The sequence below is a fragment of the Maridesulfovibrio sp. genome (assembly GCF_963677005.1).
Taxonomy (GTDB): Bacteria; Desulfobacterota; Desulfovibrionia; order Desulfovibrionales; family Desulfovibrionaceae; genus Maridesulfovibrio.
The window spans coordinates 466,191-493,097 of record NZ_OY781616.1; the positions used below are offsets into that span (position 1 = coordinate 466,191).

23 protein-coding genes and 3 tRNA genes are annotated in these 26,907 nt (G+C 49.8%); 15 read left to right on the top strand and 11 right to left on the bottom strand.

The window, feature by feature from the left end; translation table 11 throughout:
* Positions 1 to 52 precede the first annotated feature (52 nt).
* Positions 53 to 1,195, top strand: coding sequence for an alcohol dehydrogenase-like regulatory protein ErcA (ercA, locus tag ACKU4E_RS02120; RefSeq protein ID WP_320169440.1), 1,143 nt, complete (start codon positions 53 to 55; stop codon positions 1,193 to 1,195).
* Positions 1,179 to 2,855, top strand: a complete 1,677-nt coding sequence (locus ACKU4E_RS02125; protein WP_320169441.1) for a PAS domain S-box protein — start codon at positions 1,179 to 1,181, stop codon at positions 2,853 to 2,855. The genes ercA and ACKU4E_RS02125 overlap by 17 nt, the downstream gene beginning before the upstream one ends.
* On the opposite strand, the gene ACKU4E_RS02130 is transcribed toward ACKU4E_RS02125, so the two are convergent.
* Both ACKU4E_RS02130 and ACKU4E_RS02135 read right to left on the bottom strand, forming a co-directional pair.
* Positions 2,852 to 4,006 carry a hypothetical protein gene (locus tag ACKU4E_RS02130; RefSeq protein ID WP_320169442.1) on the bottom strand — a complete coding sequence of 385 codons (1,155 nt, stop codon included), beginning with the start codon at positions 4,004 to 4,006 and terminating at the stop codon, positions 2,852 to 2,854. The genes ACKU4E_RS02125 and ACKU4E_RS02130 overlap by 4 nt on opposite strands.
* A gap of 433 nt (positions 4,007 to 4,439) precedes the next feature.
* Positions 4,440 to 4,916 carry an OmpH family outer membrane protein gene (locus ACKU4E_RS02135; RefSeq protein ID WP_320169443.1) on the bottom strand — a complete coding sequence of 159 codons (477 nt, stop codon included), beginning with the start codon at positions 4,914 to 4,916 and terminating at the stop codon, positions 4,440 to 4,442.
* Positions 4,917 to 5,163: 247 nt separating this feature from the next.
* On the opposite strand from ACKU4E_RS02135, the gene pyk reads away from it, so the two are divergent.
* Positions 5,164 to 6,585 carry a pyruvate kinase gene (gene pyk / locus ACKU4E_RS02140; RefSeq protein ID WP_320169444.1) on the top strand — a complete coding sequence of 474 codons (1,422 nt, stop codon included), beginning with the start codon at positions 5,164 to 5,166 and terminating at the stop codon, positions 6,583 to 6,585.
* A gap of 84 nt (positions 6,586 to 6,669) precedes the next feature.
* Here the strand turns inward: pyk and ACKU4E_RS02145 are convergent, their stop codons facing one another.
* The 4 genes from ACKU4E_RS02145 to ACKU4E_RS02160 form a co-directional block, all read right to left on the bottom strand.
* Positions 6,670 to 7,092, bottom strand: a complete 423-nt coding sequence (locus ACKU4E_RS02145; RefSeq protein WP_320169445.1) for a cereblon family protein — start codon at positions 7,090 to 7,092, stop codon at positions 6,670 to 6,672.
* 121 nt (positions 7,093 to 7,213) lie between these two features.
* Positions 7,214 to 7,289, bottom strand: a tRNA-Asn gene (locus ACKU4E_RS02150).
* A 254-nt stretch (positions 7,290 to 7,543) separates the two neighbouring features.
* Positions 7,544 to 7,619: transfer RNA gene (locus ACKU4E_RS02155), tRNA-Asn, on the bottom strand.
* A 214-nt stretch (positions 7,620 to 7,833) separates the two neighbouring features.
* Positions 7,834 to 7,909: transfer RNA gene (locus tag ACKU4E_RS02160), tRNA-Asn, on the bottom strand.
* Between the two features lie 278 nt (positions 7,910 to 8,187).
* Between ACKU4E_RS02160 and lysS the strand changes: the two genes are divergently transcribed.
* The 9 genes from lysS to ACKU4E_RS02205 all read left to right on the top strand — a co-directional run bounded on the left by lysS (position 8,188) and on the right by ACKU4E_RS02205 (position 18,080).
* The gene (gene lysS / locus ACKU4E_RS02165; protein ID WP_320172607.1) at positions 8,188 to 9,708 is read left to right on the top strand and encodes a lysine--tRNA ligase; all 1,521 of its coding nucleotides are present in this window, start codon (positions 8,188 to 8,190) and stop codon (positions 9,706 to 9,708) included.
* Entirely contained in the window at positions 9,708 to 10,937 is a 1,230-nt protein-coding gene (locus tag ACKU4E_RS02170; RefSeq protein ID WP_320169446.1) for a lipoprotein-releasing ABC transporter permease subunit, read from the top strand. The genes lysS and ACKU4E_RS02170 overlap by 1 nt, the downstream gene beginning before the upstream one ends.
* Positions 10,930 to 11,613, top strand: coding sequence for an ABC transporter ATP-binding protein (locus tag ACKU4E_RS02175; protein ID WP_320169447.1), 684 nt, complete (start codon positions 10,930 to 10,932; stop codon positions 11,611 to 11,613). Before ACKU4E_RS02170 ends, ACKU4E_RS02175 begins: the two co-directional genes overlap by 8 nt.
* Entirely contained in the window at positions 11,600 to 14,314 is a 2,715-nt protein-coding gene (gene bamA, locus ACKU4E_RS02180; protein ID WP_320169448.1) for an outer membrane protein assembly factor BamA, read from the top strand. Before ACKU4E_RS02175 ends, bamA begins: the two co-directional genes overlap by 14 nt.
* Before the next feature lie 99 nt (positions 14,315 to 14,413).
* On the top strand, positions 14,414 to 14,944 hold the full coding sequence (locus tag ACKU4E_RS02185; RefSeq protein WP_320169449.1) for an OmpH family outer membrane protein: 531 nt from the start codon (positions 14,414 to 14,416) through the stop codon (positions 14,942 to 14,944).
* 7 nt (positions 14,945 to 14,951) lie between these two features.
* Positions 14,952 to 15,980, top strand: coding sequence for a UDP-3-O-(3-hydroxymyristoyl)glucosamine N-acyltransferase (lpxD, locus tag ACKU4E_RS02190; protein ID WP_320169450.1), 1,029 nt, complete (start codon positions 14,952 to 14,954; stop codon positions 15,978 to 15,980).
* Position 15,981: 1 nt separating this feature from the next.
* Positions 15,982 to 16,446, top strand: coding sequence for a 3-hydroxyacyl-ACP dehydratase FabZ (fabZ, locus tag ACKU4E_RS02195; protein WP_320169451.1), 465 nt, complete (start codon positions 15,982 to 15,984; stop codon positions 16,444 to 16,446).
* Entirely contained in the window at positions 16,446 to 17,243 is a 798-nt protein-coding gene (gene lpxA, locus ACKU4E_RS02200) for an acyl-ACP--UDP-N-acetylglucosamine O-acyltransferase (RefSeq protein ID WP_320169452.1), read from the top strand. The genes fabZ and lpxA overlap by 1 nt, the downstream gene beginning before the upstream one ends.
* 3 nt (positions 17,244 to 17,246) lie before the next feature.
* Positions 17,247 to 18,080, top strand: a complete 834-nt coding sequence (locus tag ACKU4E_RS02205) for a UDP-2,3-diacylglucosamine diphosphatase LpxI domain-containing protein (protein WP_320169453.1) — start codon at positions 17,247 to 17,249, stop codon at positions 18,078 to 18,080.
* A 111-nt stretch (positions 18,081 to 18,191) separates the two neighbouring features.
* Here the strand turns inward: ACKU4E_RS02205 and ACKU4E_RS02210 are convergent, their stop codons facing one another.
* The 5 genes from ACKU4E_RS02210 to ACKU4E_RS02230 form a co-directional block, all read right to left on the bottom strand.
* Positions 18,192 to 18,437, bottom strand: coding sequence for a zinc ribbon domain-containing protein (locus ACKU4E_RS02210; protein WP_320169454.1), 246 nt, complete (start codon positions 18,435 to 18,437; stop codon positions 18,192 to 18,194).
* 4 nt (positions 18,438 to 18,441) lie between these two features.
* Positions 18,442 to 18,813 carry a CGGC domain-containing protein gene (locus ACKU4E_RS02215; protein WP_320169455.1) on the bottom strand — a complete coding sequence of 124 codons (372 nt, stop codon included), beginning with the start codon at positions 18,811 to 18,813 and terminating at the stop codon, positions 18,442 to 18,444.
* A 9-nt stretch (positions 18,814 to 18,822) separates the two neighbouring features.
* Positions 18,823 to 19,680, bottom strand: coding sequence for a 4Fe-4S binding protein (locus ACKU4E_RS02220; protein WP_320169456.1), 858 nt, complete (start codon positions 19,678 to 19,680; stop codon positions 18,823 to 18,825).
* Positions 19,681 to 19,684: 4 nt separating this feature from the next.
* On the bottom strand, positions 19,685 to 20,542 hold the full coding sequence (locus ACKU4E_RS02225; RefSeq protein WP_320169457.1) for an ATP-binding protein: 858 nt from the start codon (positions 20,540 to 20,542) through the stop codon (positions 19,685 to 19,687).
* A 211-nt stretch (positions 20,543 to 20,753) separates the two neighbouring features.
* Entirely contained in the window at positions 20,754 to 21,062 is a 309-nt protein-coding gene (locus tag ACKU4E_RS02230; protein ID WP_320169458.1) for a hypothetical protein, read from the bottom strand.
* A 198-nt stretch (positions 21,063 to 21,260) separates the two neighbouring features.
* On the opposite strand from ACKU4E_RS02230, the gene ACKU4E_RS02235 reads away from it, so the two are divergent.
* From ACKU4E_RS02235 to ACKU4E_RS02245, 3 genes are all read left to right on the top strand, one after another.
* Positions 21,261 to 22,112 carry an ARMT1-like domain-containing protein gene (locus ACKU4E_RS02235; RefSeq protein WP_320169459.1) on the top strand — a complete coding sequence of 284 codons (852 nt, stop codon included), beginning with the start codon at positions 21,261 to 21,263 and terminating at the stop codon, positions 22,110 to 22,112.
* Between the two features lie 112 nt (positions 22,113 to 22,224).
* Entirely contained in the window at positions 22,225 to 25,461 is a 3,237-nt protein-coding gene (locus tag ACKU4E_RS02240; RefSeq protein WP_320169460.1) for an AsmA family protein, read from the top strand.
* A 68-nt stretch (positions 25,462 to 25,529) separates the two neighbouring features.
* Entirely contained in the window at positions 25,530 to 26,903 is a 1,374-nt protein-coding gene (locus ACKU4E_RS02245; protein ID WP_320169461.1) for a YihY/virulence factor BrkB family protein, read from the top strand.
* Positions 26,904 to 26,907 lie beyond the last annotated feature (4 nt).

Below are 26,907 nucleotides of genomic sequence, written 5' to 3' on the forward strand. Positions count from 1 at the left end.
TCTGCATAAAAAAACTTCGGAGGCGGTGGAAACTGTGAAGGAAGTTATTGCAATGCGTAAGTTTGTGGCACCGGAAATTATTTTCGGTGTAGGCTCATCTTTACTTGCCGGGCAATATGCCGAAAATTTCGGTGTCCGCCGGGCGTTGATTGTTACAGATCCCGGTATCGTCAACTGCAGCTGGGTGCATGCTGTTCAGGAAAGCCTGCAACGTTCCGGGGTGGAAACAGTCGTATTCAGCAATGTGTCGGAGAACCCGCGTGATACAGAAGTGATGAGCGGGGCTGATATATATCTGGAAAATGATTGCGACTGTATTGTTGCCGTGGGAGGAGGAAGTCCCATGGATTGCGCAAAGGGTATAGGGATTGTCTCCACAAACAACGCCCATATCCTGAGTTTTGAAGGGGTGGACATGGTTGAAGTTCCCGGTCCGCCGCTCATCTGCATACCTACCACGGCAGGAAGTTCGGCCGATGTGTCGCAGTTTGCCATAATTACCGATACCAAGCGCGATGTAAAAATCAGCATCGTAAGCAAGGCGATGGTCCCTGATGCCGCTCTGATCGACCCGAAGCTCACAACCACAATGAACCTGCAGCTTACCGCCGCGACAGGCATGGATGCATTGACCCATGCAATGGAAGCATATGTTTCCAACGCCAATTCCGCTTTGACCGATCTTCTTGCTCTTGATGCCATAAAGCTTGTCAGGTCCAATCTCGTAAAAGTAATCAAGGATCCGGGAAATATTGAATTGCGCGGTCACGTGATGCTTGGAAGCATGCAGGCCGGACTGGCTTTTTCGAACGCAATACTCGGGGCTGTCCATGCCATGGCCCACAGCCTCGGAGGACATCTGGACCTGCCGCACGGTGAATGCAACGCCATACTGCTGCCTTATGTGGTACGGATCAATTTCCCTTACGCCGAGGAGAGGTACAGGAATATCGCCGAAGCAATGGGTAATGTTGTTGAAGGAAAGACGGGAGATGATGTCTGTGAAAGTCTGGTTGAGAGTATAATAGATATGCGCAGGAAGGCCGGAATAACCAAGAGCCTCCGCGATTTCGGTCTGGAAAAGGCAGAAATTCCAAAGCTTGCCGAGCTGGCTTTGAAGGATGCATGCATGGTCACAAATCCGGTGGAATTAACTCAGCAGGACGTTGAGAAGATTTATGAAGCGGCGTTCTAAGACAGACAACAATGAGAATGTTCGCAACAAGCTCATCGGGCTTGGCGAAAATTCCATGCGCAAAAGCTATTATCCGGAACTTCGGGAAAGGATAAATGAGCTTGAGCGCTTCAGGGCATTGGTGGAGCACGCCAACGATGCCCTCTTTGTCCTTGATGCTTTTTCGTGGAGTTTTGCCGACATCAACAAAACCGCCCTGAATAAAACCGGATATTCGCGCGAGGAACTGCTGGACAGTCCCCCGGAACTGGTTTTTCCTGAAGATACATGCTTCCTTTTGCATGAAGTGCTGATAGACGATGAAGTCTATTCTTCCTGGGACAGGGAGGATGTTTCCACTACGGAACTGCTCTGCCGCGGAGGTTCAAGCATTCCGGTTGAGATGACTCTGCGGGTGCATTTCGTGGGGGGCAGGCTTTATCTGGTCATGGTTGCCCGTGATGTTCGCAGAAGGCTTGCCGATCAGCGGGAATTGCGCCGGACGCGTAATTATCTGGCGAACGTGATCGATTCCATGCAGTCCATACTGGTCGGGGTTGATGAAAAGGCCAATGTGGTTCTTTGGAACGCCTTTGCGGTTAAGGAAACAGGTATCCCCGCAGAGGAGGCTGAAGGACGGTTTGTTTTTAAAATGATGCCGGAACTGAGGCGTTTCGAGAGCCTTATTTCCGAGACCATCAAAGGTTCGCAGGTAGGTGGAACCGAGATTTTTCATGTTGACAGCGGCAGGGGAACCGTTTTTTTCGAAATAGTTGTGTTCCCCTTCAAAAGTGAGGAAGAATCAGGAGCCGTTATCAGGATTGATGATATTACCGCCAGAACGCGCATGGAAGAAGTCATGGTCCAGACTGAGAAGATGATGACTGTGGGCGGTCTTGCTGCGGGTATGGCCCATGAGATAAACAATCCTCTCGGCGGTATTCTGCAGGGAGTGCAGAATATACAGCGGCGCATTTCTTCGGACCTGAATAAGAATCTGAAAGTGGCGGAAGAACTCGGTATACCGTTTGAAAAGATAATGCAGTACTGCGAGAAGAGAGGAATTGTCCAAAAACTGGAATCCGTCCGGCAGATGGGTGAGCGCTCGGCCAGAATTGTTTCCAATATGCTTCAGTTCAGCCGGCAGTCCGGTGGCGAGAAGGTCTGCTCCAATATCGGAAAGGTGGTTGAAACAGCCATAGAACTTTCATTCAGCGGATACGATATATACCGCAACTCCGGTGATAAGGGAGTTGAAATTATCCGGGAACTGGATGACTCCGTTAATGACATTCTGTGTTCGCCTTCCGAAATAGAACAGGTCCTGATCAATCTTATCAAGAATTCCGTTCAGGCCATTTATACGGCTGCGGATAATCCTGAAGGGCGCCGGGGCGTAATTGCCGTCCGGCTTCGTCCTGATGGTGATTTTGTGCGTCTCGAAATAGAGGACAACGGTCCTGGAATGGATCAGGACACGCGCAGAAAAGCATTGGAGCCTTTTTTCACTACCAAGCCGGCAGGCGAGGGGACCGGATTGGGATTGTTCGTCTCCTACTTTATCATAACCCAGAAGCACGGCGGAACCTTCGACATAGAAACAGCCCCGGGAAAGGGGATGAAGGTAATCATAAGGCTTCCAGCTGTCTGCAACTGCAGCTCGCAGGGTGAATGCAGTTAAATTGTCTTTTCGATCAGGTCTGCGCGCTTTTCCAATTGCTCCGCAAAGCCGTTTAAAATGCTGCATCCATTCTGGATGGATTTGATAGCCTTGTCGTTGTTTCTGGTCCTTCTGTAAAGCCATTTGGCAATATAAAAGTAATCGTCGGCAGAATCTTTGTGGTCCGGACAGAGCACCTGTATTTTTTTGGTAATCCCGGTTTTGATTTTTTCCCGGACAGTTATGGCGTCCTTGAGAACCTTTCCGGAGTGCTCGGCCTTGTTGCGTGCGGTGACAGAGCCGGAGTTCTGGGATTGATTCAGGTCCGCCTGAAATATGCCGTTGGCGATGTCGACATGTTTTTCAGCTTTGAAATATCCTTCAAGAGCCTGCAGCAGGTCCTTGTTTTCGGCTATGGCCGCAAGCACGGATGCCGCATGATGCAGGGGCTGGGCGCTTGCCCTGAACATTTCCGCCCTTTGCGCAGAGGTCAGTCCCCGGACTTCTTTTGCATCTCCTTCGATGAACTCTCTTTCAGTCATTATTCCCTTTTCCTCAATCAGGTCGAGGAGGGGTGGCCCGTAGGTTTCGGACAGCTGTGTTAAAACTCCCGGAGAGAGCAGCTCGGACCAGATTTCAGCCCTTGCGGTGCTCAATGATTTTGCTTCCGGCATCAGCCCGTTGAGATTGAGCCCGAAATGGGTGTTGATCCCCTTGAAGCTTGCCGAACTGTATCCTCTGACCGGTTTGAACGGAAGAGAGCCCGCAGGCTGGTAGCTGTCTGCAATGTATGAGGCAAGGTTGTCCAGAAAGACTTCGGTAATGATGTTCTTTCGGAGCTCTTCAACAATTTTTTTAGTACCGGCTTCCGCTTTCGTTTCCGCTTCAGATTTACCGGGCGTTGCGTTTTCTTGTATCGAGCCTTGTACTGCAGGTGCTGTTGCGTTGGATTCTTTGTCCTGCTCTGTTCTGTTCAATTCGGCCCCGGACCTGACAACTTTTCCTGAAACAGGGTGCATACCGCTGGAGCCGTTTTCATTTACCCAGGCGGGGGGAGAAACAGTTGTTCCTGGTTGTCCTTCCATATTCTGCTTTATGAAAAAGAAAAGTACTGCAGCGGATATTACAAACACAGCGGTAAAAATCAGCACAATAATTTTGAATCTGCTCATATGGGCTCCATGGAGTTACCTGTGGCGGTATTTTTCATATCCGGTCGTCCGGTAGTATCCGTATTCTGACTCGTCATAGATTGTGAATACAGGATCGTTTTTGTCGGTCAGTTTGTGATGCTGCTTTCTGAAATTTCGGCTGCAACCTTTTCTTATTGCAGCGGTATCCGGATATCTATCCCGGAGACGGTCTTTCTGAAATTCAGGTAGTGATAAGCCCATAACATGTCATCTATCAAGTTGTCGATTTTACTTGATGCCCCTGAAAGTGTTTTTGGGGACAAAACAGGCAATAAACTTGGAGTAAATTAATGGTTCCACACGGAATTTTTATAATCCTCTGTGATTGTTGCCACTGGGGTGCAACGGCCAAAATAAATCCCCCGAACCGCTAGGCAGGGGGGATTTCAATAAGCGTCTATTTGAATTTATATTATTCGGGTTTGATCTTGATGTCCATTTTGTTCAGGGCTTCAATGATCTTGTCACTGATGTCGGCAGACTTGTCGTAGCTAACAGCTGTTTCCACGGAAAGGATTGCCGAATAGCCGTTTGCGGTGCGGAATTCGTCCACAGCTTTGGTGAATCCGTTCTGCAGGGCTTCTACTATTCTGTTCTGTTCAGCACCCATTTTGGTCTGATATTCGCCGAGAGCTTCCTGGAATTTTCTGGTGTTTTCCTCTGTCTGGTTACCTGCGAGGGTTTTCTGCATTTCAGTGAATTTGGCCTTGAATTCTTCGCCGGCCTGCTGCAGGTAGGCCATGCCTTCAGCTCCTGCTTTGCACTCTTTGAAAACCCTGTTAGTATCTACGAATCCGATCTTGGCTTCGGACGATGCCTGTTGTTGACAGCCTGCCACAAATATGGCGATCATGAGAAAGAGTGTTAACTTTATTGCATTTTTCAACATTAAGATTCTCCATGTGTTAAGTTATTGTTTAGCGTTGTTTTTATAAACAGGCAGGAAAAGTCTATAAAACAAAATAACGACTGTTGGCAAGAAATAGAAATATCCAAATTAAAGGTTATGGACATTTTCGAAAATTGCGATACAATATTTTCGGAAACGAACATTTTGCAGCCAGGTCAACTGTATGGTTTGAGGCTGATTCAGGGAAGAGGAAAATTACTCAATAAACAATCTTGAGGAAAAAAACATGAGAACCAAAGTAGTTGCCACGTTGGGGCCGGCTTCCGCCAATCGCGAAACCATCACGAGGATGGTACAAAATGGAGTCAGAATCCTGCGCCTTAATTTTTCACATTCGGACGCAGACAGCTTTCGACCGGTGATTGCCATGATTAGGCAGGTGGAAGAAGAGATGTCAATTCCGCTGACCGTTATGGGGGATCTCTGCGGACCCAAAATCAGGGTAGGAGAGGTTGCCGGGGCTCCTCATGAGATTGATGCATACTCGGATGTCTATCTGGGACTCCCTGAAGAGGCAGCCAATGCCGATGATCTGCCTTTTATTCCCCTCGACCAGCCTGAACTGCTGCTTGGTCTTGAAGACGGGATGGAAGTTTCCCTTAGTGACGGTATGCTTACTTTTATCGTCAAGGAAACCTGTGCCAAGGACCGGCTCTATAAGATTCAGTCCCAGAATGCGGGTATTCTTTCGTCGCGCAAGGGAATCACCTTTCCCGGCAAACACATAGCGCTTCCTGCTTTTACCGAAAAAGACAAGGTGGACCTGAGCGGATGCATTGATATCGGCGTTGACGCCATCGCCATGTCTTTTGTTCAGACAGCCAAAGACGTTGAAGATGTCCGCGTTGCCATGCAGACTCGCGGAGTCACGCTGCCGATTATCGCTAAGATTGAACGGCAGAACGCTGTTGATAACATAGATTCCATCCTCAAAGTTGCTGACGGAATAATGGTCGCCCGTGGTGATCTGGGCCTTGAATGCAAACTTTCCACTGTGCCGGTAATCCAGAAAAAATTAATCCGTGCCGCTCGTCATGCGCAGAAGCCTGTTATTGTGGCCACTCAGATGATGCTTTCCATGGTGAAAAACCCGATTCCTACACGGGCGGAAGCAAACGACGTTGCCAATGCGATAATGGACGGTGCGGATTGCTGCATGCTTTCCGAAGAAACAGCCATAGGCAACTATCCGGCCGAGGCAGTAGGGTACATCAAGGAAATTGCCGAGGGAACCGAGCAGTACTACCTTGAACGCATAAAGGGCCCCTACAAACCTAAAAAAGAAGTCAATCCGGTAAAATATCTCAGCTATTCAGCATGTCTTCTTGCCGAAAACATAAACAGTCCGGCTCTTTTGTGTCATTCCACAAGCGGTGCTTCCGCCAGACTTATCTGCAGCCGCAGGCCGGAACAGCCTGTTTACTGCCTGACTCCGGATAAAAGTGTTCCCGCCTATCTCAACTTTTTCTGGGGTGTGATCCCGGTCATGACCGATACAACCATTTCCAATCATCGAGACAGGCTGGTTAACTTTCTGGAAGCCGAAAAGGATTTTCCCAGAGGGAAAGGATACATTCTTGTTTCGGGGCAGCCCACTCCGGGGCAGACCGCTCCGCAGACCAACGAGGTTAAACTCTATTACAAGTAGAGAACGTTCGGATATGTAAGTCTGGACTTTCCGATTTAACTTAACAAGCTCAAACACCCGGAACTGAATGGTTTCGGGTGTTTTTTAATTTTCGGTAGTACGTATGCTGTTTTTGATCAGTCCGTGGAACGCTGAAGACCCGGAACTGAACTTCCAGCCCAGATGAGATCCGCATAGCGCGCATATTGCCACCTGCCAGGTGTGTCCGGCGAACCATGTGAATTCCGAAGAAGGATATCCGGTGGTCATGCAGCCAGGTGCATTTGAAAAGCATAGAATTTCGAACAGGTAGCCGTGCGGGTTGAAAAAAGAGTGTTCATGGCGGCCTTCGACTTCAATTCCGCTGGTCGGGTCGGTTATGGTCAGTCCGCAGTTTCGGCAGACAATTTTCTTTTTTCCTGCAGTTCTGTCCAAAGAACTTTTTTCAGCCGAGTCGGTTGAGTCGCTCTGACCAGGTGGCTGCTTTTTCAGCAGGTATTCTTCAGTTGGAATTGAAATGTTGTTCATGGCTGCGAGTATAGCGTGTATGCGGGGGCATGGGAAGCTTTAGCCGGAACTCTTGGCTAATACACAGGATTAGCCCGGAAAACAGAAAAGGCCGTCTTCATTGAAGACAGCCTGAATATTCTGGCTCCCCGGGAGGGACTTGAACCCCCAACCTAGTGATTAACAGTCACCCGCTCTGCCGATTGAGCCACCGAGGAATATTGGGTGTTGCGGGGTTTCCCCTTGCAACGAATGATGTATTTACGGATTTGCAGGAGGATTGTCAAACATTATTTGAAGTTGAGTTGCAATTTATGGATATTTTTTTGGATAAGTGTGAAATCAAAGCACCAGTACAGGTGTAAAACGGTATGCTGAACCGGCATGTTCATCTTCATGCGAAGGGCATGTCGGAAATGGTGCTGAGCGCAAGAAAAAAGGCCGTCCTCATTTGAAGACAGCCTGAATATTCTGGCTCCCCGGGAGGGACTTGAACCCCCAACCTAGTGATTAACAGTCACCCGCTCTGCCGATTGAGCCACCGAGGAATATTGGGTGTTGCGCGGTCTCCCGCAGCAACGAAGATGGTTTCTACGGATTTGACGCACGGTTGTCAAACGTTATCTGAATTTTAATGCAACTTTTTTTAATTTCAGGACTTATTCGGCACCGTATCGGCATGGAGCCGGCTTCTGACGATGTATATATTAATGTAGAGGCAACAGAAAAGGCCGTCCTCATTTGAAGACGGCCTGAATATTCTGGCTCCCCGGGAGGGACTTGAACCCCCAACCTAGTGATTAACAGTCACCCGCTCTGCCGATTGAGCCACCGAGGAATATTGTGGTGTTGCGCGGTCTCCCGCAGCAACGAAGATGGTTTCTACGGATTTGACGCACGGTTGTCAAACACTTTTTTTTAAAATATTAATATCGCCTATCAGGGGTTTAATATATGTACTTTCTTGACGACAAGGGGTAATTAGCTTAGGCAGTCAACGGATCTTGTGTTTATCTAGACTTTATTCGGTTATGGAGAATTAATAACTTGAGCGGCAAGAAGAAAAAGCAAATCAAGCTAGCAACCAAATCAGAGCACGTGGCGGATTTCATGCCCATGCTTGAGGCTCTGCAAGCTCAGAACGAACTCAATCAGGTTCTGAAGAATCGTGTGGAAAAAGCGTGCGGTCTTCTTGATGAAGGCGTACCACTTTACCCCAATACCTTCAGTAAAGATACAGACGTCTCGGAAATATGGGACGGTTACGACTCTCTCGGAGGAGAGGAACTCGAAGCCCTAGACAAGAAATTTAAGGTTGCAGGCAGGGTGATTACCCACAGGTCCTTCGGTAAAGTCGCATTCTTTCATCTTCAGGATCCTACCGGCAGAATCCAGGTCTACGTTGCTCGTGATGAGCTTGGCGCAGACCAGTATAAAATTTTTAAAAAATTTGACATCGGCGACATTGTCGGAGTTGAGGGCGAACTCTTCAGAACAAAGACTGACGAGTTGACTCTCAAGGCGGACACGGTAACCCTTATCACCAAATCCATGCGGCCTCTGCCTGAGAAGTATCACGGTCTTAAAGACGTGGAGACAAGATACAGGCAGCGTTATGTTGACCTCATTGTTACTCCTCGTGCACGTGAGATTTTTCAGAAACGCACACTCATAGTCCGGTCCATTCGCAATTATCTGGACAGCAAGGGGTTCATGGAAGTTGAAACCCCGATGATGCAGCCAATTCCGGGCGGTGCTGCGGCAAAGCCGTTTATCACCCATCACAATGCTCTTGATATGCGTCTTTACCTGCGCATTGCTCCGGAGCTTTATCTGAAACGGTTGCTTGTGGGCGGATTTGAAAGGGTTTACGAGATCAACCGCAACTTTCGTAACGAAGGTATTTCGGTCCGGCACAACCCTGAATTCACCATGCTTGAATTCTACTGGGCGTACGCAAACTTCGAAAATCTCATGGACCTTACCGAGGAAATGGTTTCCACGGTCTGCCGTGAGGTTAACGGGGATACGGTCATAGAATATCAGGGTGAGCGCATTGATCTTACTCCCGGAGCCTGGAAACGCGTCCCGTTTCATGAGTCTCTGGAGACGATCGGGGAGGTTTCTCCCGAAGTCTACAATGACTATGACAAGTGCAAGGAACTGGTTAAAAAGCTAGGCGAAAAGGCTGTCGAAGGCGAAAAGCTCGGCAAACTTCAGGCCAAACTTTTTGATCTGCTGGTTGAACCGAAACTCATTCAACCGCATTTTATTTACCACTATCCTACGGATATTTCTCCTCTTTCCAGAAGGAATGAAGAAAATCCGGATATTACAGACCGTTTTGAACTGTTCATATACGGTCGCGAACTGGCCAACGCATTTTCCGAACTCAACGATCCCGTTGATCAGAGGGTGCGCTTCATGGAGCAGGTAGCCGAAAAGGAAGCCGGCGACGATGAAGCCCACTGTATGGACGAGGACTATGTTCGTGCTCTTGAGTACGGCATGCCTCCTGCGGCAGGACAGGGTATTGGTATTGACCGTCTGGTCATGCTTTTGACCGACAGCCCCTCCATCAGAGAGGTCATCCTGTTTCCGCTCCTGAGAACCGAATCAGCCGGAAGCGCTAATTAATGAAGTTTGAACTCTTCGTCGCACTGAGATATCTGTTCACCCTTAGGAAAAATTCCTTTATTTCGGTGATTTCGCTTTTTGCGGTGTGCGGCGTGGCAATCGGGGTTGCGGCCCTGATTGTCGTGATAGGAGTGATGAACGGTTTTTCAACCGATTTGAGGGACAAGATCCTCGGCGTAAACGCTCATGTAATAGTGAACGCGTATGACGGAACCCTTGAAAATTATCATCACATGATAGACAAGATACAGAAGATACCGGGCGTTACAGGTGTAACGCCCTTTATCTATTCTGAAGTCATGCTTTCCAGCAGCGGGGGAGTCAAAGGCGTTGTTCTGCGCGGAGTTGATGCCGGAACAGCCAAAGGCGTGCTCAGTCTGCCCGGAGATATGGTTTCCGGCAGTGTTGACTGTCTTGAAAAAGACGAAAAACTGCCCGAAATCGTTATAGGAACTCAGCTTGCGCAGCGGTTGGGCCTTTCCACCGGTGACACGGTGAATCTGCTTTCCCCTTCCGGAACCCGCTCTGCAGCCGGTTTTACCCCGAAAGTTCGGGTGTTTAAGGTTGGGGGCATTTTCCGAACCGGAATGTTCGAGTACGATTCCTCGCTGGCGTATATAAGCAACACAGCAGCGCAAAAACTGCTCGGATTCAAGCGGGATTTCGTTTCCGGACTTGAAATTCGTCTCGCTGACGTATATGCAGTTGATAAGATAGGTAAAGTGCTGCGCAAAGAGCTGGCCGGATATCCTGTGCAGATACGCAACTGGCAGGAGATGAACGCCAACCTTTTTGCTGCTCTCAAGCTGGAAAAGACCGCCATGTTCATCATCCTGGCGATGATAGTAATGGTCGGATCGTTCAGTATAATTACTACTCTGGTCATGCTGGTTATGCAGAAGACCAGGGATATTGCGGTGTTGATGTCCATGGGAGCGACTTCCGGAAGTGTCAGAAGAATTTTTATGCTTCAGGGAACCCTGATAGGGCTGATCGGGACTTCGATAGGTTATCTTATCGGGCTCCCGGTGGCTTTTTTATTGAAAAAATATCAGTTCATCAAACTGCCCAGCAATGTGTATCCCGTTGATTATCTCCCCATCCGGATGGACTGGCTGGATTTGACCATAATCGGCGTTGCCGCTTTTTCGCTCTGTTTCGTGGCTACCCTGTATCCCGCGAAACAAGCTGCACGTCTGGAACCTGCGCAGGCTTTGAGATATGAGTAACCTGCTTTACGAACTGCGGGACGTTGTCAAGGAATATGACGGCCCTACAGAGAAGGTTCGGGTTCTGGACCATGTTGATCTTTCAATAGGGTTCGGTGAGGCTCTTGCCGTTCTGGGGTCATCAGGATCGGGCAAGACAACACTGCTGCATATTTTGGGTACGCTCGATACTGTTTCAAGTGGAACGGTTAATTTTGCAGGAATGAATATTCACGATATGACCGCTGAAAAACGTGCCGAAGTCAGGAACAGGGGAATCGGTTTCATTTTTCAGTTTCATCATCTACTTCCGGAGTTTACCACTCTGGAAAATGTTGCTCTTCCTGCCATGATGGCAGGAATTGGTCAGAGCGAAGCTTCTGATATGGCCCGTGAAGCTCTGGGTCTGGTAGGGCTCGCAAACAGGCTTGAACACAGGGTGACGACCCTGTCCGGCGGAGAAAGGCAGAGAGCGGCAATAGCGCGCGCCATACTGCTTAAGCCGAAAGTTCTGCTTGCGGATGAACCAACCGGAAACCTGGATGAGAAAACAGGGAATATGGTCGGCGAGATGCTGGCCTCCCTTAATGAAGAGCTTGGAATGACACTCGTTATTGTGACCCACAATCTTGAGTTGGCCGGTATGATGAAACGCCGGCTGGAGTTGCGTTCCGGAGAACTGTATGCACAGAACTAGAATTCTGCTTTTACTGATTGCTGCAACACTGGCGTTCATGTTCGATTTCGGGGTCGACAGGGCACAGGCCGAAGATGCTTCCGGCATAGTCATTGCCGTTCTTCCTTTTGAAGTCAATGCTGACGCCGATGCTCAATATCTCAAGGACAGTCTTCCCACCCTTATTTCCGACAGGCTGCGGGAAGCCGGGTTCCGGGTTGTGGGGCAGGACCGGGTCACCAAGCTTGTAGACGAGCAGGGGTTCGAATATCTGAACCTGCAGGCGGCCAAGGATATGGCTCTTCTTGCCGGTGCGGGATACTCTGTTTACGGAAGCTTCAGTCAGATAGGAGAGGATATAAGCCTTGACGTGAGGCTCGTGGAGGCATTCGGTCTTAAATCGGCCGTTCCGTTGTTCGTGACCAAGAAAGGGCTTATCAATCTGCTGCCTGCAGTTGACGAACTTATTTCAAAAATGAAACTTGAACTGCTCAGCCAGGACAAGATTGCGGCAATTGAGGTTCGCGGTACGAGGGTGCTTGATAAAGATGTTATCCTTATGCGCACCAACATAAAAACCGGTGATATTTATACTCCTTCAAAAATAAACGCCGACCTCAAGAATATTTACGCACTCGGATATTTTGATGATGTAAAAGTGAAAGTTACCGACGTTCCCGGCGGTAAGAAAATTGTTTTTGATGTAAAGGAGAAACCGCGCATTCAGGCTATCAGTGTGACAGGAGCCGATGCTATTGATTCGGAAGATATTCTTGCTGCGGTCAACTCCAAGAAAGGGGCCGTACTAAACCCCAAAGTCCTTTCCGATGACCTTAATACCCTTCGGGAAATGTACCGCAAGGAAGGCTACTACAAAGCCAAAATCGATTACAGCGTGGAAGGCGAAGGCCCGCAGGCCCGCCTGAATATTAATATTGATGAAGGCAAGAAGCTTTACATTGAAGGTATTAGAATTGAAGGAGCCAAACAGCTTGATCCGGAGGAGATCAAGGCTCAGCTGGCCCTCACTGAACGCGGCTGGCTTTCATGGTTTACCAAGACCGGGGTTCTCAAGGAAGAGCTCCTTGAGAGAGACTCTGCCGCAATTCTGGCATACTACGGTAACCGCGGGTTCATTGATGCCAAAGTCGGCGAGCCGGAACTTGAAATCAAGGATGACGGTATCTACGTCACTTTCAAGGTTTCTGAAGGTGACCGTTACAAAGTCGGTTCCGTAGCATTCCGCGGTGACCTTATTGTCAAGAAGTCCCGTCTTTGTGAACTGATTTCCGCAGACGACATGGCCGCCGGTGCAGAGTATCTGGATCGTTCCGTTTTACGGGAAGATATGAAGGCTATTTCCGAATTTTATTCCAACTACGGTTACGCCTACGCTGAAGCCAATATCCAGATGGATCAGAACACGGAAGACAAGACCGTTGCGGTTACTTTCGTGATCAGCAAACGTCAGAAGGTCTACATTCGCCGCGTTATCATCGAGGGTAACGGAAAGACCCGCAACAACGTCATTTTGCGCGAAATGCGTCTGACCGACGGTGACCAGTTCAGCGGTGCAAGACTCCAGCGTTCCATTGTTCGTCTCAACAAGCTTGATTACTTCAGTGAAGTGGACATAGAACCGGTGCCCACCGGTGATCCAAGCGAAATGGACCTTAAGGTCAAGGTTAAGGACAAAAACACCGGTATGGTCAGCGGCGGTATCGGATACTCCACCTCTGACGGTGTTTTCGTCACGGCCAAGATCAGCGAGCGCAACCTGTTCGGGCGGGGCTGGAATTTCAGTCTCAGCGGCGGCTGGAGTTCCAAGAACATCAGCTACGGCCTGGATTTTTATAACCCGAGGGTGAACGACTCCAAATGGGGAGCAGGTGCAGCGACCTACTGGCGTAATGAAGACTATGATGATTATGACAAGGAAACTATCGGTGGAGCGCTTTCTGCCGGGTATCCCCTTGGTGAATATACCAACTTCTTTTCCAACTACCGTCTGGAAAACTACAATGTTACCGAAGTTTCATCCACCGCAGCCGATTCCATCAAGGAAATGGAAGGCAACAACTGGTCCAGTGTTGTGACGGCAGGATTAAAACGAGATACGACCAACAAGGCTTTCAACCCCTCAACCGGTACTCTCAACGAAGCCAAGGTTGAAATGGGGGGAGGCGTTCTGCTCGGAGATGACGCTTTCGTCAAGTATACTTTCGACTCCAACTATTTTACTCCTGTGTTCTGGGATTTGATATTCCACTGGAAGGGAAGTGTCGGATTTATTCATGATAACTTTGGAGACGGCGATATCCCTGCGTTCGAGCGTTTCTATCTGGGCGGTATCAACAATGTCCGCGGTTATTCCAGCAGGATGATTTCTCCTCGTGACAGTTCTTCAGGAGACCGTATCGGTGGTAACAAGATGCTCTACATGAACTTTGAACTGTTGTTCCCCATCAACGAGGAATTCGGGCTTGTCGGAGTCACCTTCTTTGATATGGGTAACTCCTGGGATGACGGTCAGAGCTTCTTCTACGATACCAAGCAGGATGACGGAGATTCGCTGCCCCTTGGTCTTTACAAGAGTATCGGTGCCGGTATCCGCTGGTTCTCACCGATGGGTCCGATCAGGGTCGAATACGGTTACGGCCTCGACAAGCTCAAGGACAGCGGCAGGCATAAGATTGAATTCTCTATGGGACAGTTCTTCTAGTAGAGTTTGAAGTAAAACGATGTTAAACAGGGCATGCCGGTTGCTTAGGGTGTGCCTTTTCGGCTGAATTTATCCGAGATGAAATAAAGGAGTATTTAAATGCGTAGAATTCTTTTTGCTGTATTGGTTCTGGTTCTTGCTTTTCAGGCGACCGCCTTTGCTGCCGGACCTCAGAAGTATGCCGTTGTTTCCATGGCGAAACTGATCAAGGATTCTGAAGTCGGCCAGGATGCGCAGAAGAAAATGGCAAAGAAATTCGAGACAGCCAAGAGTCAGCTGCAGGCCAAGCAGAAAGAGCTGGAAAGCCTCAAACAGTCACTTCAGAAACAGAGCCTGGTGCTTTCTCTTGAAGCAAAGCAGGACAAGGAACTCGAGTTCAAACGTAAAGTGAGAGATTATCAGGATCTCGCGCAGGCTACTCAGCGCAAAATGCAGATGGAAGAGCAGAAGCTCGGCGCTCCGGTCCTTGAACTCATCAAGAAAGTGGTAACCGAATTCGGTAAGAAAAACGGTTATGCTGCACTTTTCGACAAAGGTGCCGGCGGTTTTCTGTATGTTGATGACGCTATTGACGTAACCAATGAAGTTCTTCTTGAAATGAACCGTCAGTTCAGAGCCGGTAAAAAATAGGAACACTATGCTTCTTTCCGAATTAGCAGGACTTCTCGGCCTGGAACTGTCCGGTGCCGAGAAGGAAATTACCGGAGTTAATACCCTTGAGCTGGCCGGTCCTACCGAGCTATCCTTTCTGGCAAACGCCAAATATGAACCTATGCTCAAGACAACCAGAGCTGCGGCTGTGGTGCTTGAAAAAAAGTATGCCGATCAGGTTGAATCAGCTTTGCTTAGTGAAAATCCGTATATGGATCTGGGCAAGGCAATGCACGTTTTTTCAAAACCTCAGGGCTGCCTGGACGGAGTTCACGAACTGGCATTCGTTCATGATGATGCAGAAGTTGATACAACGTGCACGGTATATCCTTTCGCTTTCATCGGCCGGGGGTCTAAGATCGGGGCCAACTGTAAAATCTTTCCCGGTGTGTACATCGGTGAGGATTGTGAAATCGGCCCCGGGTGTATTCTTTACCCCAACTGTTCGATCATGGCCGAAACGGTCATCGGGGCCGGGGTTATTATTCAGCCCGGCGCTGTTATAGGCGGCGACGGGTTCGGGTATGCGCAGGTTTCGGGAAAGCATATGAAGATTCCGCAGATCGGTTCAGTAGAGCTTCAGAGTATGGTTGAAATCGGCGCAAATGCCTGCGTTGATCGGGCCGCTCTTGATGTTACCCGTATCGGGGCCGGTACCAAAATAGACAACCTCGTTCAGATCGCTCATAATGTGACCACCGGTGAAGATTGTATTGTCATTTCCCAGTCCGGGGTAGCCGGGAGTACAAAACTCGGTAAGGGTGTTATCCTAGCGGCTCAGGCCGGTCTGGTAGATAATATCAATATCGGCGACGGTGCCGTTATCGGAGCTCAGGCCGGTGTTACCAACGATATTCCTGCAGGATTCATGGGGGCTGGTTCCCCTATTCAGGAAAAAGGAAAATTCCTTCGGTCTTCTGTTTACCATAGAAAACTCCCCGACATGGGTAAGAAAATATCCGCACTGGAAAAACGAATAAAAGTTCTCGAAGCGGAGTTGAGTAAAGGAAAATAACGTGAGCAGTAACACACTAGATTATATCGATATCAGAAAGATCATGAATCTGCTTCCCCACAGGTATCCTTTCCTGCTGGTGGACAGAGTTGAAGAACTCGTTCCCGGAGAATCTCTCAGGGCTTATAAGAATGTCACCATTAACGAGCCTTTTTTTCAGGGACATTTTCCCGGACTTCCCGTTATGCCCGGTGTTCTCATTGTGGAAGCCCTGGCTCAGGCCGGAGGGTTGGCTGTTCTTACCACTGGCAAAATCGACGTTGAAAGCAAGGTTTTTCTTTTTACCGGTATAAACAAGCTTAAATTTCGCAGACCGGTTGTCCCAGGAGACAAACTGGTGCTGGAAGTAAGTGATATAAGGAAAAAGATGCACATCTGGAAAATGAAGTGCATCGCAACCGTTGACGGCGAAATCGCCGTACAAGGCGAAATCGCCGCTGCCATTGTAGACAAGGAGTCTGTATAGTGGCTACTGAAATACATCCCAGTGCAATTGTGGATCCCGGCGCCAAGCTGGGAGAAAATGTCAAGATAGGTCCTTTCTGTGTTATCGAGGACAATACCGTAATCGGAGACAACTGCAGTCTGGACGCCAATGTCCAGATTAAATCGTTCACCCGTATGGGGTCGAACAATGTAGTTCATACCGGGGTTGTTCTGGGCGGTCCTCCGCAGCACCTCGCTTTCAAGAACGAGGAAACCACAGTCGAGATCGGAAACAACAACATTTTCCGTGAATACATGACTGTCCACAGGGGAACCGTACAGGGACGCGGCCGTACCGTAATCGGTGATAACTGCATGCTGATGGCCTATGTGCATATTGCTCATGACTGTGTGCTCGGCAACAATGTCATTATGGCAAATGCCGCCAGTCTGGCCGGTCATGTTGATGTCGGCAACTATGTCAACATCGGCGGTATGTCCGGAATACATCAGTTCGTGCGCATCGGTGATTACGCATTTCTCGGCGCAATGTCCGGTTTTGCACAGGACCTTCCGCCTTACATGCTGGCTACCGGAGTCCGTGGAGTATTGCACGGTCCGAACTCGGTAGGGCTTAGAAGGCACGGATTCAACTCCAAAACATGCATGTCGATCAAGAAAGCGTACAGGATTATTTTCCGCTCCGGCCTTACCAGGGAAGAGTCTATTGAAATGGCTGAAAAAGAGTTCCCGGATGTACCTGAAGTAGCACATCTGATCGAGTTTATACGTTCATCCGAGCGTGGCATATGCCCGGCAGATCGCTCTCCTGAATAGAATATGAGCGGAAATAATGAAGTTATCGGACTTATAGCAGGGGGGGGGCAATTCCCCCTCCTTGTTCTCAAGGGAGCCGCAGCACAGGGTCACCGTGTTGTGGCTGTTTTTTTTAAGGGCCATTCCAATCCTGATGTTTGCGCATTGGCCGATGCTTCTGTTGAACTGAAGCTTGGGCAGCTTTCCAAACTTATCTCTTTTTTCAAGACTAACGGCGTGACCAAAGTGGTTATGGCCGGGACAATCAACAAACCCAAGGCCTTGGATATTCGTCCTGATTTCAGGGCGGCAAAACTCTTGTTCAAACTGGCCACAAAGGGTGACGATGTGCTTTTGCGGGCTGTGACCCGCGAGTTTGAATCCGAAGGGATGGAGGTTGTCGGGCCTCATTCTTTTGCACCGCAGTTGCTGACTCCTGCCGGTCTGCTCAGTGGGCGGAAACCCAGCGAAACCGAGCAGGCCGATCTCGCAACAGGCTGGAAAACTGCCAAGGAACTTGGGCGGCTGGACATTGGGCAGTGTGTCGTCCTGCGTGAAGGTGTAATCACCGCTGTTGAAGCTATTGAAGGGACTGACGCGGCCATACGCCGGGGATGCGAGCTTGGCGGCAAAGGCTGTTGCATCGTGAAGGTGTTCAAGCCGGGACAGGAGGACAGGGTCGATATGCCTTCAATCGGTCTCAAGACCGTTCAGGGCATGCACGAACTTGGGGCGACCTGTCTGGGAGTAGAAGCCGGGAAAAGCCTTTTTTTCGATCTGGACAAGGCCGTCGAGTTTGCCGACAAACACGGAATCTGCATTGTCGGATTAACGGAAGAATGGTTCAGTGGTAGCTGAGCAATCTTTTAGCGGTTGGAATATTTTTAAAAATCAAAACGGCATGTCCTTATAGGGCATGCCGTTTTGATTTGAAACAGGTTCATCAAGGTAAAGTCTGTACAGCCGGGATTATGCTTTCCCGCAGCATGAACCGGGAACACATCCTTTTGCCGACGGATTTGCTCCGCAACAGCCCGTTCCCCTTGCATCGGGGACGTTCGGGGTGTCTTTTCCTGTCAGCGATGATGTTGACGACATGAGTTTTTCCACGGAGTTTGAACCGCACGAAGGACAGGCCGCAGACGTTGCTTCAGGGCTGCTTATTTCTTCGTAGATATTGCCGCACTCAAGGCATTTGTATTCGTAGATGGGCATAAGGCTATTCCGCGAAAATGTTTTCAGGCTGGAACGGGTGGGTGCCTTCTATTACTTCACAGCCAGCCTTGGCCTTGATCTTTTTGATCAGGGTTTCCTTGTAGGGACAGTGTATCGCCACGCAGGGCGCAATATGAACTTTGGTGGGTGTTTCTCCGAGCTTGGAGTTCCAGAGTTTCATAAGGGCCATGCGCGGGACGATAGCCATGCCCGGACAGTCTCCGCAGCCCATTACACCCATCAATTCCGCGTCCTTGTCATAACGTTCAAATTCACCTGCACGGCGGTTGAAACCGACCATGCAGCGGGAGCATCCGATACAGGTGTCATCCATGGTGCGTTTGCAGCCGATGATAAGAATTTTTTCCTTGGACATATGATTCTCCTAAAGATTTTTTTCCATTTTTGCCCATATTGCCTGAAAATTTTTGCCCATTCCTTCCGGGTCATATTCCATCACCGAGAGACCTTCAAGCTGGGCTTTGGTGAAGATGGTGTCATAAGGAAGTTCGCCGGCCAGCAGAATGTTTTTCTCCGCACAGAAAGATCTGATTTCATTTTCCTGTGCCGAGTTTATTCCGCACTTGTTGATAATCGCCATGGACGGAATTTTGAAGTGTTCCGTGAGCTTGTGGACTCGTTTGAGGTCATGCACTGCTGATATTGTCGGTTCAGCCACGAAGACAGCCAGGTCCGCATTGGTCAGCGATGCTATTACCGGGCATCCGACTCCCGGCGAACCGTCTACCAGAACCAGTTCGGCTCCATCCTGTTCCGCCGCTTCCGCGGAGGCGTTGCGCACGGTGGTTACCAGTTTGCCGGAATTTTCTTCACCGATGCCGAGGGCGGCGTGGATCATTGTTCCGAACCTTGTCGATGATTTGAACCATTGTCCGCAGTTACGCGGCTGTACGTTTACAGCGCCTGAAGGGCATACATAGGAGCAAACCCCGCATCCTTCACATTTTTCCGGCAGGACCTTGAAATCGTCGGAAATCGCGTCAAATCTGCAATGCTCAGCGCAGAGACCGCACTGAGTGCATATTTCCGGGTCTATAGAGGGTCTTTCCCCGCTGACAAAGTCGTGGGTATCAATAATTTCCGGGGAAAGGATAAGGTGCAGGTCAGCCGCGTCCACATCGCAGTCCGCGAGCACTTTTTTCGGCCCGATGGCTGCAAGACCCGCAACTACACTGGTTTTACCTGTTCCGCCCTTGCCGCTGATTACTACTAACTGTTTCATTCCGTTATGCCCCGCTGACCTGTGTTTGGACGGCCTTCCAGATATCCGCGAAAATTTCCTTGAATCCGGGGATGGTTTCGTAAAGAAGCCCTCCTTCGGAGTATTTGGACGCTGCCTCGCGGCTGTGGGGCAGGGCCCCCAGAAGCGGGACGTCCTTATCTTTCAGGTAGGTTTCCACCCGGTCATCGCCCATTCCGGAGCGGTTGATAATTACTCCGCATTTTTTGTCCAGCGTCTGCATCAGCTTGACGGCGAGGTCCAGATCATGAAGTCCGAACGGGGTCGGTTCGGTTACAAGGACAACGAAATCAGCACCCTCAATCGATTCAACCACCGGGCAGGAGGTGCCCGGAGGACAATCCAGAATGTTCACTTCCGCCGGGGGAGACATTTTCTTGACCGCCTTGATGAGCGGTGGAGACATGGCTTCACCGATGCGCAGCAGACCACGGGTAAAATCTATATTGCCGGCCTTGCCTGTTGCTGTTGTCCCGATCATCCTCTGTCCCTCTCCGATGGCATCGGCAGGACAGGCCAGTTCGCACAGGCCGCATCCGTGGCACAGTTCCGAAAAGCTTAGTACCGCGTCCACCATCCAGATGAGCGATTTGAATCTGCAAAGCTCAATGCATTTGCGGCACGATTCTCCGATACATTTATCTTCGTCTATTTTCGGTACCGGCAGGTATTCTTCCTTTTCGGCACTCAGATCCGGGTTGAGAAAAAAATGGGCGTTCGGTTCTTCCACATCACAGTCCGTGAAACTGACGCCGACTCCCAATGAATCAAGGTAAGCTGCAAAGTTGACCGCAACCGTGGTTTTACCGGTCCCCCCCTTGCCGCTGGCTATCGCAATTTTCATCTAATCTGTCCTTTGTTTCTATATCTCTTTTCCGGTGGCCCTGCGGGGCTGGAATTGTTGTGCTTTGCGTTTTTGTTTTTATTCCTGCCTGGATTTCCATGCAGGTTTTTTGAAGCCGGTGTCAGCTGTACCCCGGAATATCTTTAGGGAATCAGGCAGAACCACGAGATTAAATTGCCTCCGGCAGGTATGCCGGAGGCTGTTGTCTGTTCTAGCGTTCAGCTGACATGGCCCGGAGTTTTCTGTTTTCGTCTTCCAGTTCTATGATGCGTTTTTCAAGGGAAGTTTCGTAGCGTTCGTCTACCGGTGCATTCATCCCGGAGAACCGGCACATGCCGTTTCCTCTTCCGATGCCGCGACCGAACCAGGCTCCGTTTGAACGTCCGTTTCCGCATCTCATGGCACGGCCCTTCATTGCCGAACCTTTTGCCATTCTGCCTCTGGCCTGTCCTGCTCCGCAGGGACCAAGTCCAAGACCCGGCCTGTCGGAGCGGCTCTGATTTCTGTTCATCATGGGCATTGATTTTGCTCCTTTTTTTTGGTTATTGCTATCTCCTAGTGAGCAACTGTCGTGCCTTTTGTGAAAAACAAATGATTATAGTGTGTTGAGTAGTTGTGTTAATGCCGAGAAATAATTAAAACGACTAACAATTAGCCCGGTTTTATAAAAGTGGGCGTAAAATTAGCCCGCTGTTTCGGGCTGAGTAAAGGTGAATATATGAAGACCAGTCTGGATTGCCTTCCATGTTTTTTGACTATGGCTCTTTCCGGGATCAGGGCAGCCTGCCCCGGAAGAGAGGATATTCATGAGGCCGTTATGCGGCATTGGGCGGCCGGGTTTGCAAACGCCGATCTGGAAGAGTCTCCGCCTTCACTGGCGGGCCGTCTGTTTCGGGAGACTTCCGGATACATGGAAGGGATAGATATTTTCAGGGAGCAGAAGGAACAGGCCAACAGCCGTGTTCTGGAGCTGCTGCCGCAGGTTCGGGAAAGGGTTCTATCCAGTGACGATCCTTTGCTGGCAGCCATGGGTGTATCCATTATCGGTAATTACATGGACTGTTCGGTAATGGGTAAGTATGATTGGGAGTCGGAACTGGACAGCCTTGAAAAGGGATTGGACCGGGAATTGTTTTCCGTTTTTCTGGAAAAGACCAGAAAGGAAGGAGAGCTGCTTGTTCTGGGTGACAATGCCGGGGAAATAGGGCTGGATACAATTCTGACCGGGTTGCTTGCGGATGAGGGAATAAACATCACTTACGCGGTGCGAGGGAGCAATATTCTAAATGACGCCACGATGGAGGATGCAAAAATTGTGGGCATGACCGGTGTCTGTGAAGTTATTCCGTCCGGCGTTGATACTCCCGGTACCGTGCTTGAGAGGTGCAGTTCGGAGTTTAGGACAAGACTTGACGACGCACCGGTTATCCTCAGCAAGGGGCAGGGCAATTTCGAAGCGCTTTGGGGCAACAGGGCCGGAGTCTTTTACGCCTTCAAGGTCAAATGTCCGGTCGTGGCCGGAATCACGGGGTACCCGATGAAAACGTCCCTTTTCTGCCGGGAAGATTAATTGTTGTTAATTTGGGTGATTCCGGCGATACTTCTCACTTATCGTCATCAGGCCGTGTTTTGATCGCGGACTGTTGGCCGGTGCGGATTAATTTTAAAAACTGGTGCCAGCGGTGCTGTTGAGAGTAAAGCAACTTTTTTGGATAATTTTCATCCTCTTTGATCTCTGCGTTCTGGCGGCGATTCTGGGGGGAGTATATTATCTTGAATCGGACGGCCCCCGACACGAACTGGAAAGTTTTCTAGGGGAGAAGCTGGGGCGTGAGGTTGTTTTTGAAAAGAATCTGGACCTGATTTTCTATCCCTGGCTGGGGCTGGAAACAGGGCCGGTTTCTATTGCCGCTGCTCCCGGTGCGGATTATGAGCACCAGCTTTCGGTAAGAAGCATAGACTTCAAGGTCCGTCTTCTTCCCCTTCTGCACGGGGAGCTTGAAGTCGATACAATAGTAGTTGATTCTCCGGTATTCAGGATGGACAGGGGCCGGGATGGGAAATTGGATTTTCCGGCCATGGGGAGAGTTGAAAACGCAACCTCAGAAGATTCAGACGGACTTTTTTTTCGCTCAATTACCGTGCGCGGTATTGTTGTAAGCAACGCCACATGCACATACACGGACGTAGCAACAGGAAATTTCTTCAATGTTTCCGGGATCAATATCCGCACCGGACTGCTGCGCAAGGATACCCCGCTTGCCTTTGATGTAGGCGCCATGCTTGAGACAGATCTGTTCAATCTTCGCGCAAAGGCTGAATTCAAGGGACTTCTTGATTTTTCCCGGTCCGAACGCACCATATCCCTTTCTGAAACAACTCTTGCGCTCATTGCCGAAAGTGACGAGCTTCTCGGTAGTGGAGAATCCGTTCAGGCCATAACCAATCTTGATTTCAATCTTGTGGATGGAAAAGTCGATCTGCGGGGAATAGTGGTTCAGGCCGCGGGGGTACTTCTTTCCGGGGAGGCAACGTGCGGAAATATTTATCATGCTCCGGAATTCAGGGGAAGCCTGCGCTCGACAAGGTTTGATCCCAAATCGGTTTTCTCCCGCTTCACCCCGGAACCGATTCCTTCGAAGTTCAAAGATATTCTCAATTCCGCCTCTTTTTCAGTCGATTTTGATTCAAATCTGGAAAGGACCATTCTGAAAAATATGGTTCTGAAGGTTGATGACACCACTGTTCAGGGAGACTTTTCGCTCAAGGATTACAGCAGTCCCTGGGTGGAATTCAATGTCTACGCAGATAAAATTGTGCTCGATCCTTATGCGCGGATTTTCAAGCGCAGTAAATCAGCCGGGAGTGCAAAGTCCAGGAAGAACGGTAGCGGAACTCCGCCCGCGCAAGATGGTAAATTGCGGCGGGAACTGCGGGAAACGGTTATCGCCGATCTTGTGCACAGGATTCCATGCAGAGGCAGACTTGAGGTCGGGTATCTTGCATATGATGGAATGCGTCTGGAAACCACGCGTCTGGCAATTTCTCCGGGTCCGAAGGTGGCCGGCCTGAGTATTGGAAAGGGTTCGTACCTTGACGGTGATTTTTCCCTGCGGGCTGATCTTACGTTCGATGGAAGCCGGAAGAAGGATACCCTCTACCTTTCCGGTGCGGGAGAGGTTTCTCCTTTCACTCTTTCCCGTATTCCGGTCCGTAGCGATGTCATTAAGTTCCGCTCCGGAAAGGCCGGGCTAAAACTCAAGAACATGTCTTCGCACGGCAAGACTCTTGTGGAGTTGTTCCGCAATCTTCGTTTCCGCATGGAACTGAGGGCAGACGGGGCGGCCGCAAGTCTGGGAAACAAGGATATCCCGCGGGAATACCGACATTTTCATGTAAAAGAACTGAAGCTGGATATTGATGGAACACCCTTGCCGACAGTTCCCCCGGAAGGAATGGTCGGCCGCAGGCTGGAAATTGCCTTGTCCGCAGGATTGCTGAAGCCTGATTTAAAACTCGCAGGGAGTTTTTCCGGCGACATTTTATGTGAGCGTTTTCATCCTGATATGGCCGCCCTGCGCAACAGCACTCTGGACCTCTCGGTGGAAGGTTCCGGTCTGCCTGTGGTCAAAAAAGGAGTGAAACTCGCTCTTTCCGGGGGCGGAAAGTTACGCAACCATGACCTTAAACTGAACCGTTTTTCCATAAAAAGCGGGGCAGTTGATGTGCATGGCGACCTTGACGCCAAACGGCTTGGAACAGAGACGGCTTTTGCTACCGGACGGTTGAAGTTAGGCAATACAGATTGTTCTGAAATTTTCGATCTGTTCGGTATCGCCAAACCGAAGACGCAGGACCCGGATGCCTTTGATTCGGTTGAACTGGACACGATTTTTCAGCTTAACGGGGAGAATCTCAATCTGCGTGTAAACAGATGCAGGCTGGATAACGCTACTGCAGCCGGGACTTTCGAACTAGTGGATTTCAATAATCCGAGCATTAATTTTATAGTAACCGGTGACAATGTGGATGTTGATCGTTTTCTGCCGCCTGAAGAGGACGAAAAGGACAAGGCGCAAAGCGGTAATGAGTTCGAGGTCAAACTGCCGGAATGGGAATTTCCGGATTCCTTTCTGGGGGCTATCAATGCCTCCGGCAAGGTGGAGTGCAACTATTTCCGTATTTTCGATTTCGGCGGCAGCAGGATTTCCGCAGATGTCGATATGCAGAAATCGGTCATCGATATCCACAATATCAAGGCAGATTTCCATAAGGGAAATCTTGCCGGAAAACTGGCTTTGGGCCTCCGTAACGGAACAGTCAGCCTTGATTCCGATTTTGAGGGACGCGGTTTTGAAGCCGGACTCTTTTTCGCGGATTACATAGGGCGTGATTGCGTCAACGGCAAAACCGATGCCTCGCTCAAGTTGAAGGGCAGTTCCTCGGCCAACACTTATTTCACCAATTCCATGACCGGGAGTCTGGCTTTCAAGATAACGAACGGCTCTTACCTGTTCGAATCCATGGCAGCAAAGGAAAAGAGGGCAGGCAAACCAGCCACCCCGACGGCCTTTTCGCTGATGCAGGGAACTGTCCGGGGCAGCAAAGGTGATTTCAAGGTCGAGGACTATCTGCTGAAGACCAATTACCTGACCGCAACGGCCAATGGAGGGTTCAGCTTTCCCAAGGATTCCATAAACCTGCGTGTGGATGCCGATATTGTAAAACTGCCCAACCTGTACCTGAAAATTGTCAACGCCCTGCTTGATGCCTTGACCGGCGTGAATGTAACCGTAACCGGACGGCTCAGTGACCCCAGAGTGCAGGTAAAGGGACTGGAGCGCTGGACAGATGTTTTAAATGACGTGCTTGGATTGCCGGAGCAGTCTTTTATGTTTTTCAAGGACCTGATTTTCTGATACGTTCCATAAAAATATCACCGTGATTCATAAGCGCAGGGGTGCGTGTTGCGGCGAGGAGGAATGTTATGACCGGAGGGAAATTGGGCGGCAGGATTGCGGATTTCTTCCTGCACGATATTTGGGACTGGAGCTCCAGACAGGTCAGCGGGCCGGTCCGCTGGCTTTATACCCTTGCCCGCGTATCCTATCTTGTCGTCATCGGCTTTCTTAATGATCAATGCATCATCCGGGCCTCCGCGCTGACCTTCACAACCATGCTGTCAATCGTCCCGTTTGTGGCCGTGGCCTTTTCTCTTATGAAAGGGATGGGATTCCAGGATTCCCAGTTCATTCACGACATGCTGCTGAAGATTTCGGCCGGACGTGAGGATGTGGTCACAAAGATTCTCGAATATGTGGACAATACAAATGTTCAGACTCTGGGATGGGTTGGTATCGGAACGCTTCTGTTCACCGTACTGTCCACAGTGGGGACAATAGAGAAGGCGTTCAACGTAATCTGGAAGGTCAGTCACGGGCGTACTTTCTGGCGCAAATTTACTGATTTTTTTTCCGTCATTTTTATCTGCCCGGTAGCGGTAATTGTCGCTACAAGTGTCAGTATCTCCATACGCCGTCAGACATTGCTCCATTCGCTGGAAGATTTTTACGGGGTGTCGGAACTTGAGACCTTTCTGATGAAGCTGGCGCCCATGGCTCTTATCTGGCTGGCTTTTACCTTCATTTACGCTTTCATGCCCAATACCCGGGTGCGGGTCGGCAGTGCATTTGCGGGCGGAGTGGTGTCCGGAACTATCTGGCACATGGCCCAGTGGGCCTACATAAACTGGCAGATCGGGGTTTCCAAGTACAATGCCATTTACGGTAGTTTTGCTCAGTTACCTCTGTTTCTTCTCTGGCTATATTGCAGTTGGATAATTGTTCTGCTGGGATCGGAGATAAGCTATGCGGTCCAGAACGTGATGTTATACCGCCAGCAGCGTTTTATGCCGGATGCTGGCATTGAGGACATGCAGAAGTTTTCCCTGCTGGCGTTGAGTTTCATGGCACTTCGATTCGATCGGGCCGAACCTCCGTATAATCCTGAAGAGATCGCCGCAGAGATCGGCGTACCGGTCAGTTTCATAACTCCGCTTCTGGACAGATTCGTGGAGGGCGGGGTCCTCGCCCATGCCGAAGGTGAAGGAGAGGATATCTACTGCTTTGCCATATCGCCGAGGCATGTCTCGGTGTTGATGGTCATGGGAATCCTTTCTGGTAGCGGGAAAGGGGCAAGTTCTGTGGTGGATAATGCCTATATGCGGTTCGTGACGCAAAAATTCAACGAACTAAAGGCCCTTATCCGCGACAGCGGTCTGGACATGAGCCTGCTGGATTATGCGCAGGACATGGGCAGGACTGTTTCCGGCTCAGTTGCGTCGGAAGAGCATGCGGAATAAATTC

Bases quoted from the DNA above. Each gene is read 5' to 3' on its own strand.
- lpxD (WP_320169450.1), top strand. From the start codon at position 14,952: ATGCTTCTTTCCGAATTAGCAGGACTTCTCGGCCTGGAACTGTCCGGT.
- bamA (WP_320169448.1), top strand. From the start codon at position 11,600: ATGCACAGAACTAGAATTCTGCTTTTACTGATTGCTGCAACACTGGCG.
- ACKU4E_RS02235 (WP_320169459.1), top strand. From the start codon at position 21,261: ATGAAGACCAGTCTGGATTGCCTTCCATGTTTTTTGACTATGGCTCTT.
- pyk (WP_320169444.1), top strand. From the start codon at position 5,164: ATGAGAACCAAAGTAGTTGCCACGTTGGGGCCGGCTTCCGCCAATCGC.
- lysS (WP_320172607.1), top strand. From the start codon at position 8,188: ATGCTTGAGGCTCTGCAAGCTCAGAACGAACTCAATCAGGTTCTGAAG.
- ACKU4E_RS02145 (WP_320169445.1), bottom strand. From the start codon at position 7,092: ATGAACAACATTTCAATTCCAACTGAAGAATACCTGCTGAAAAAGCAG.
- ercA (WP_320169440.1), top strand. From the start codon at position 53: ATGCGTAAGTTTGTGGCACCGGAAATTATTTTCGGTGTAGGCTCATCT.
- ACKU4E_RS02135 (WP_320169443.1), bottom strand. From the start codon at position 4,916: ATGTTGAAAAATGCAATAAAGTTAACACTCTTTCTCATGATCGCCATA.
- ACKU4E_RS02215 (WP_320169455.1), bottom strand. From the start codon at position 18,813: ATGTCCAAGGAAAAAATTCTTATCATCGGCTGCAAACGCACCATGGAT.
- ACKU4E_RS02170 (WP_320169446.1), top strand. From the start codon at position 9,708: ATGAAGTTTGAACTCTTCGTCGCACTGAGATATCTGTTCACCCTTAGG.
- ACKU4E_RS02245 (WP_320169461.1), top strand. From the start codon at position 25,530: ATGACCGGAGGGAAATTGGGCGGCAGGATTGCGGATTTCTTCCTGCAC.
- ACKU4E_RS02205 (WP_320169453.1), top strand. From the start codon at position 17,247: ATGAGCGGAAATAATGAAGTTATCGGACTTATAGCAGGGGGGGGGCAA.
- ACKU4E_RS02130 (WP_320169442.1), bottom strand. From the start codon at position 4,006: ATGAGCAGATTCAAAATTATTGTGCTGATTTTTACCGCTGTGTTTGTA.
- ACKU4E_RS02230 (WP_320169458.1), bottom strand. From the start codon at position 21,062: ATGCCCATGATGAACAGAAATCAGAGCCGCTCCGACAGGCCGGGTCTT.
- ACKU4E_RS02220 (WP_320169456.1), bottom strand. From the start codon at position 19,680: ATGAAACAGTTAGTAGTAATCAGCGGCAAGGGCGGAACAGGTAAAACC.
- ACKU4E_RS02185 (WP_320169449.1), top strand. From the start codon at position 14,414: ATGCGTAGAATTCTTTTTGCTGTATTGGTTCTGGTTCTTGCTTTTCAG.
- ACKU4E_RS02210 (WP_320169454.1), bottom strand. From the start codon at position 18,437: ATGCCCATCTACGAATACAAATGCCTTGAGTGCGGCAATATCTACGAA.
- ACKU4E_RS02225 (WP_320169457.1), bottom strand. From the start codon at position 20,542: ATGAAAATTGCGATAGCCAGCGGCAAGGGGGGGACCGGTAAAACCACG.
- ACKU4E_RS02175 (WP_320169447.1), top strand. From the start codon at position 10,930: ATGAGTAACCTGCTTTACGAACTGCGGGACGTTGTCAAGGAATATGAC.
- ACKU4E_RS02125 (WP_320169441.1), top strand. From the start codon at position 1,179: ATGAAGCGGCGTTCTAAGACAGACAACAATGAGAATGTTCGCAACAAG.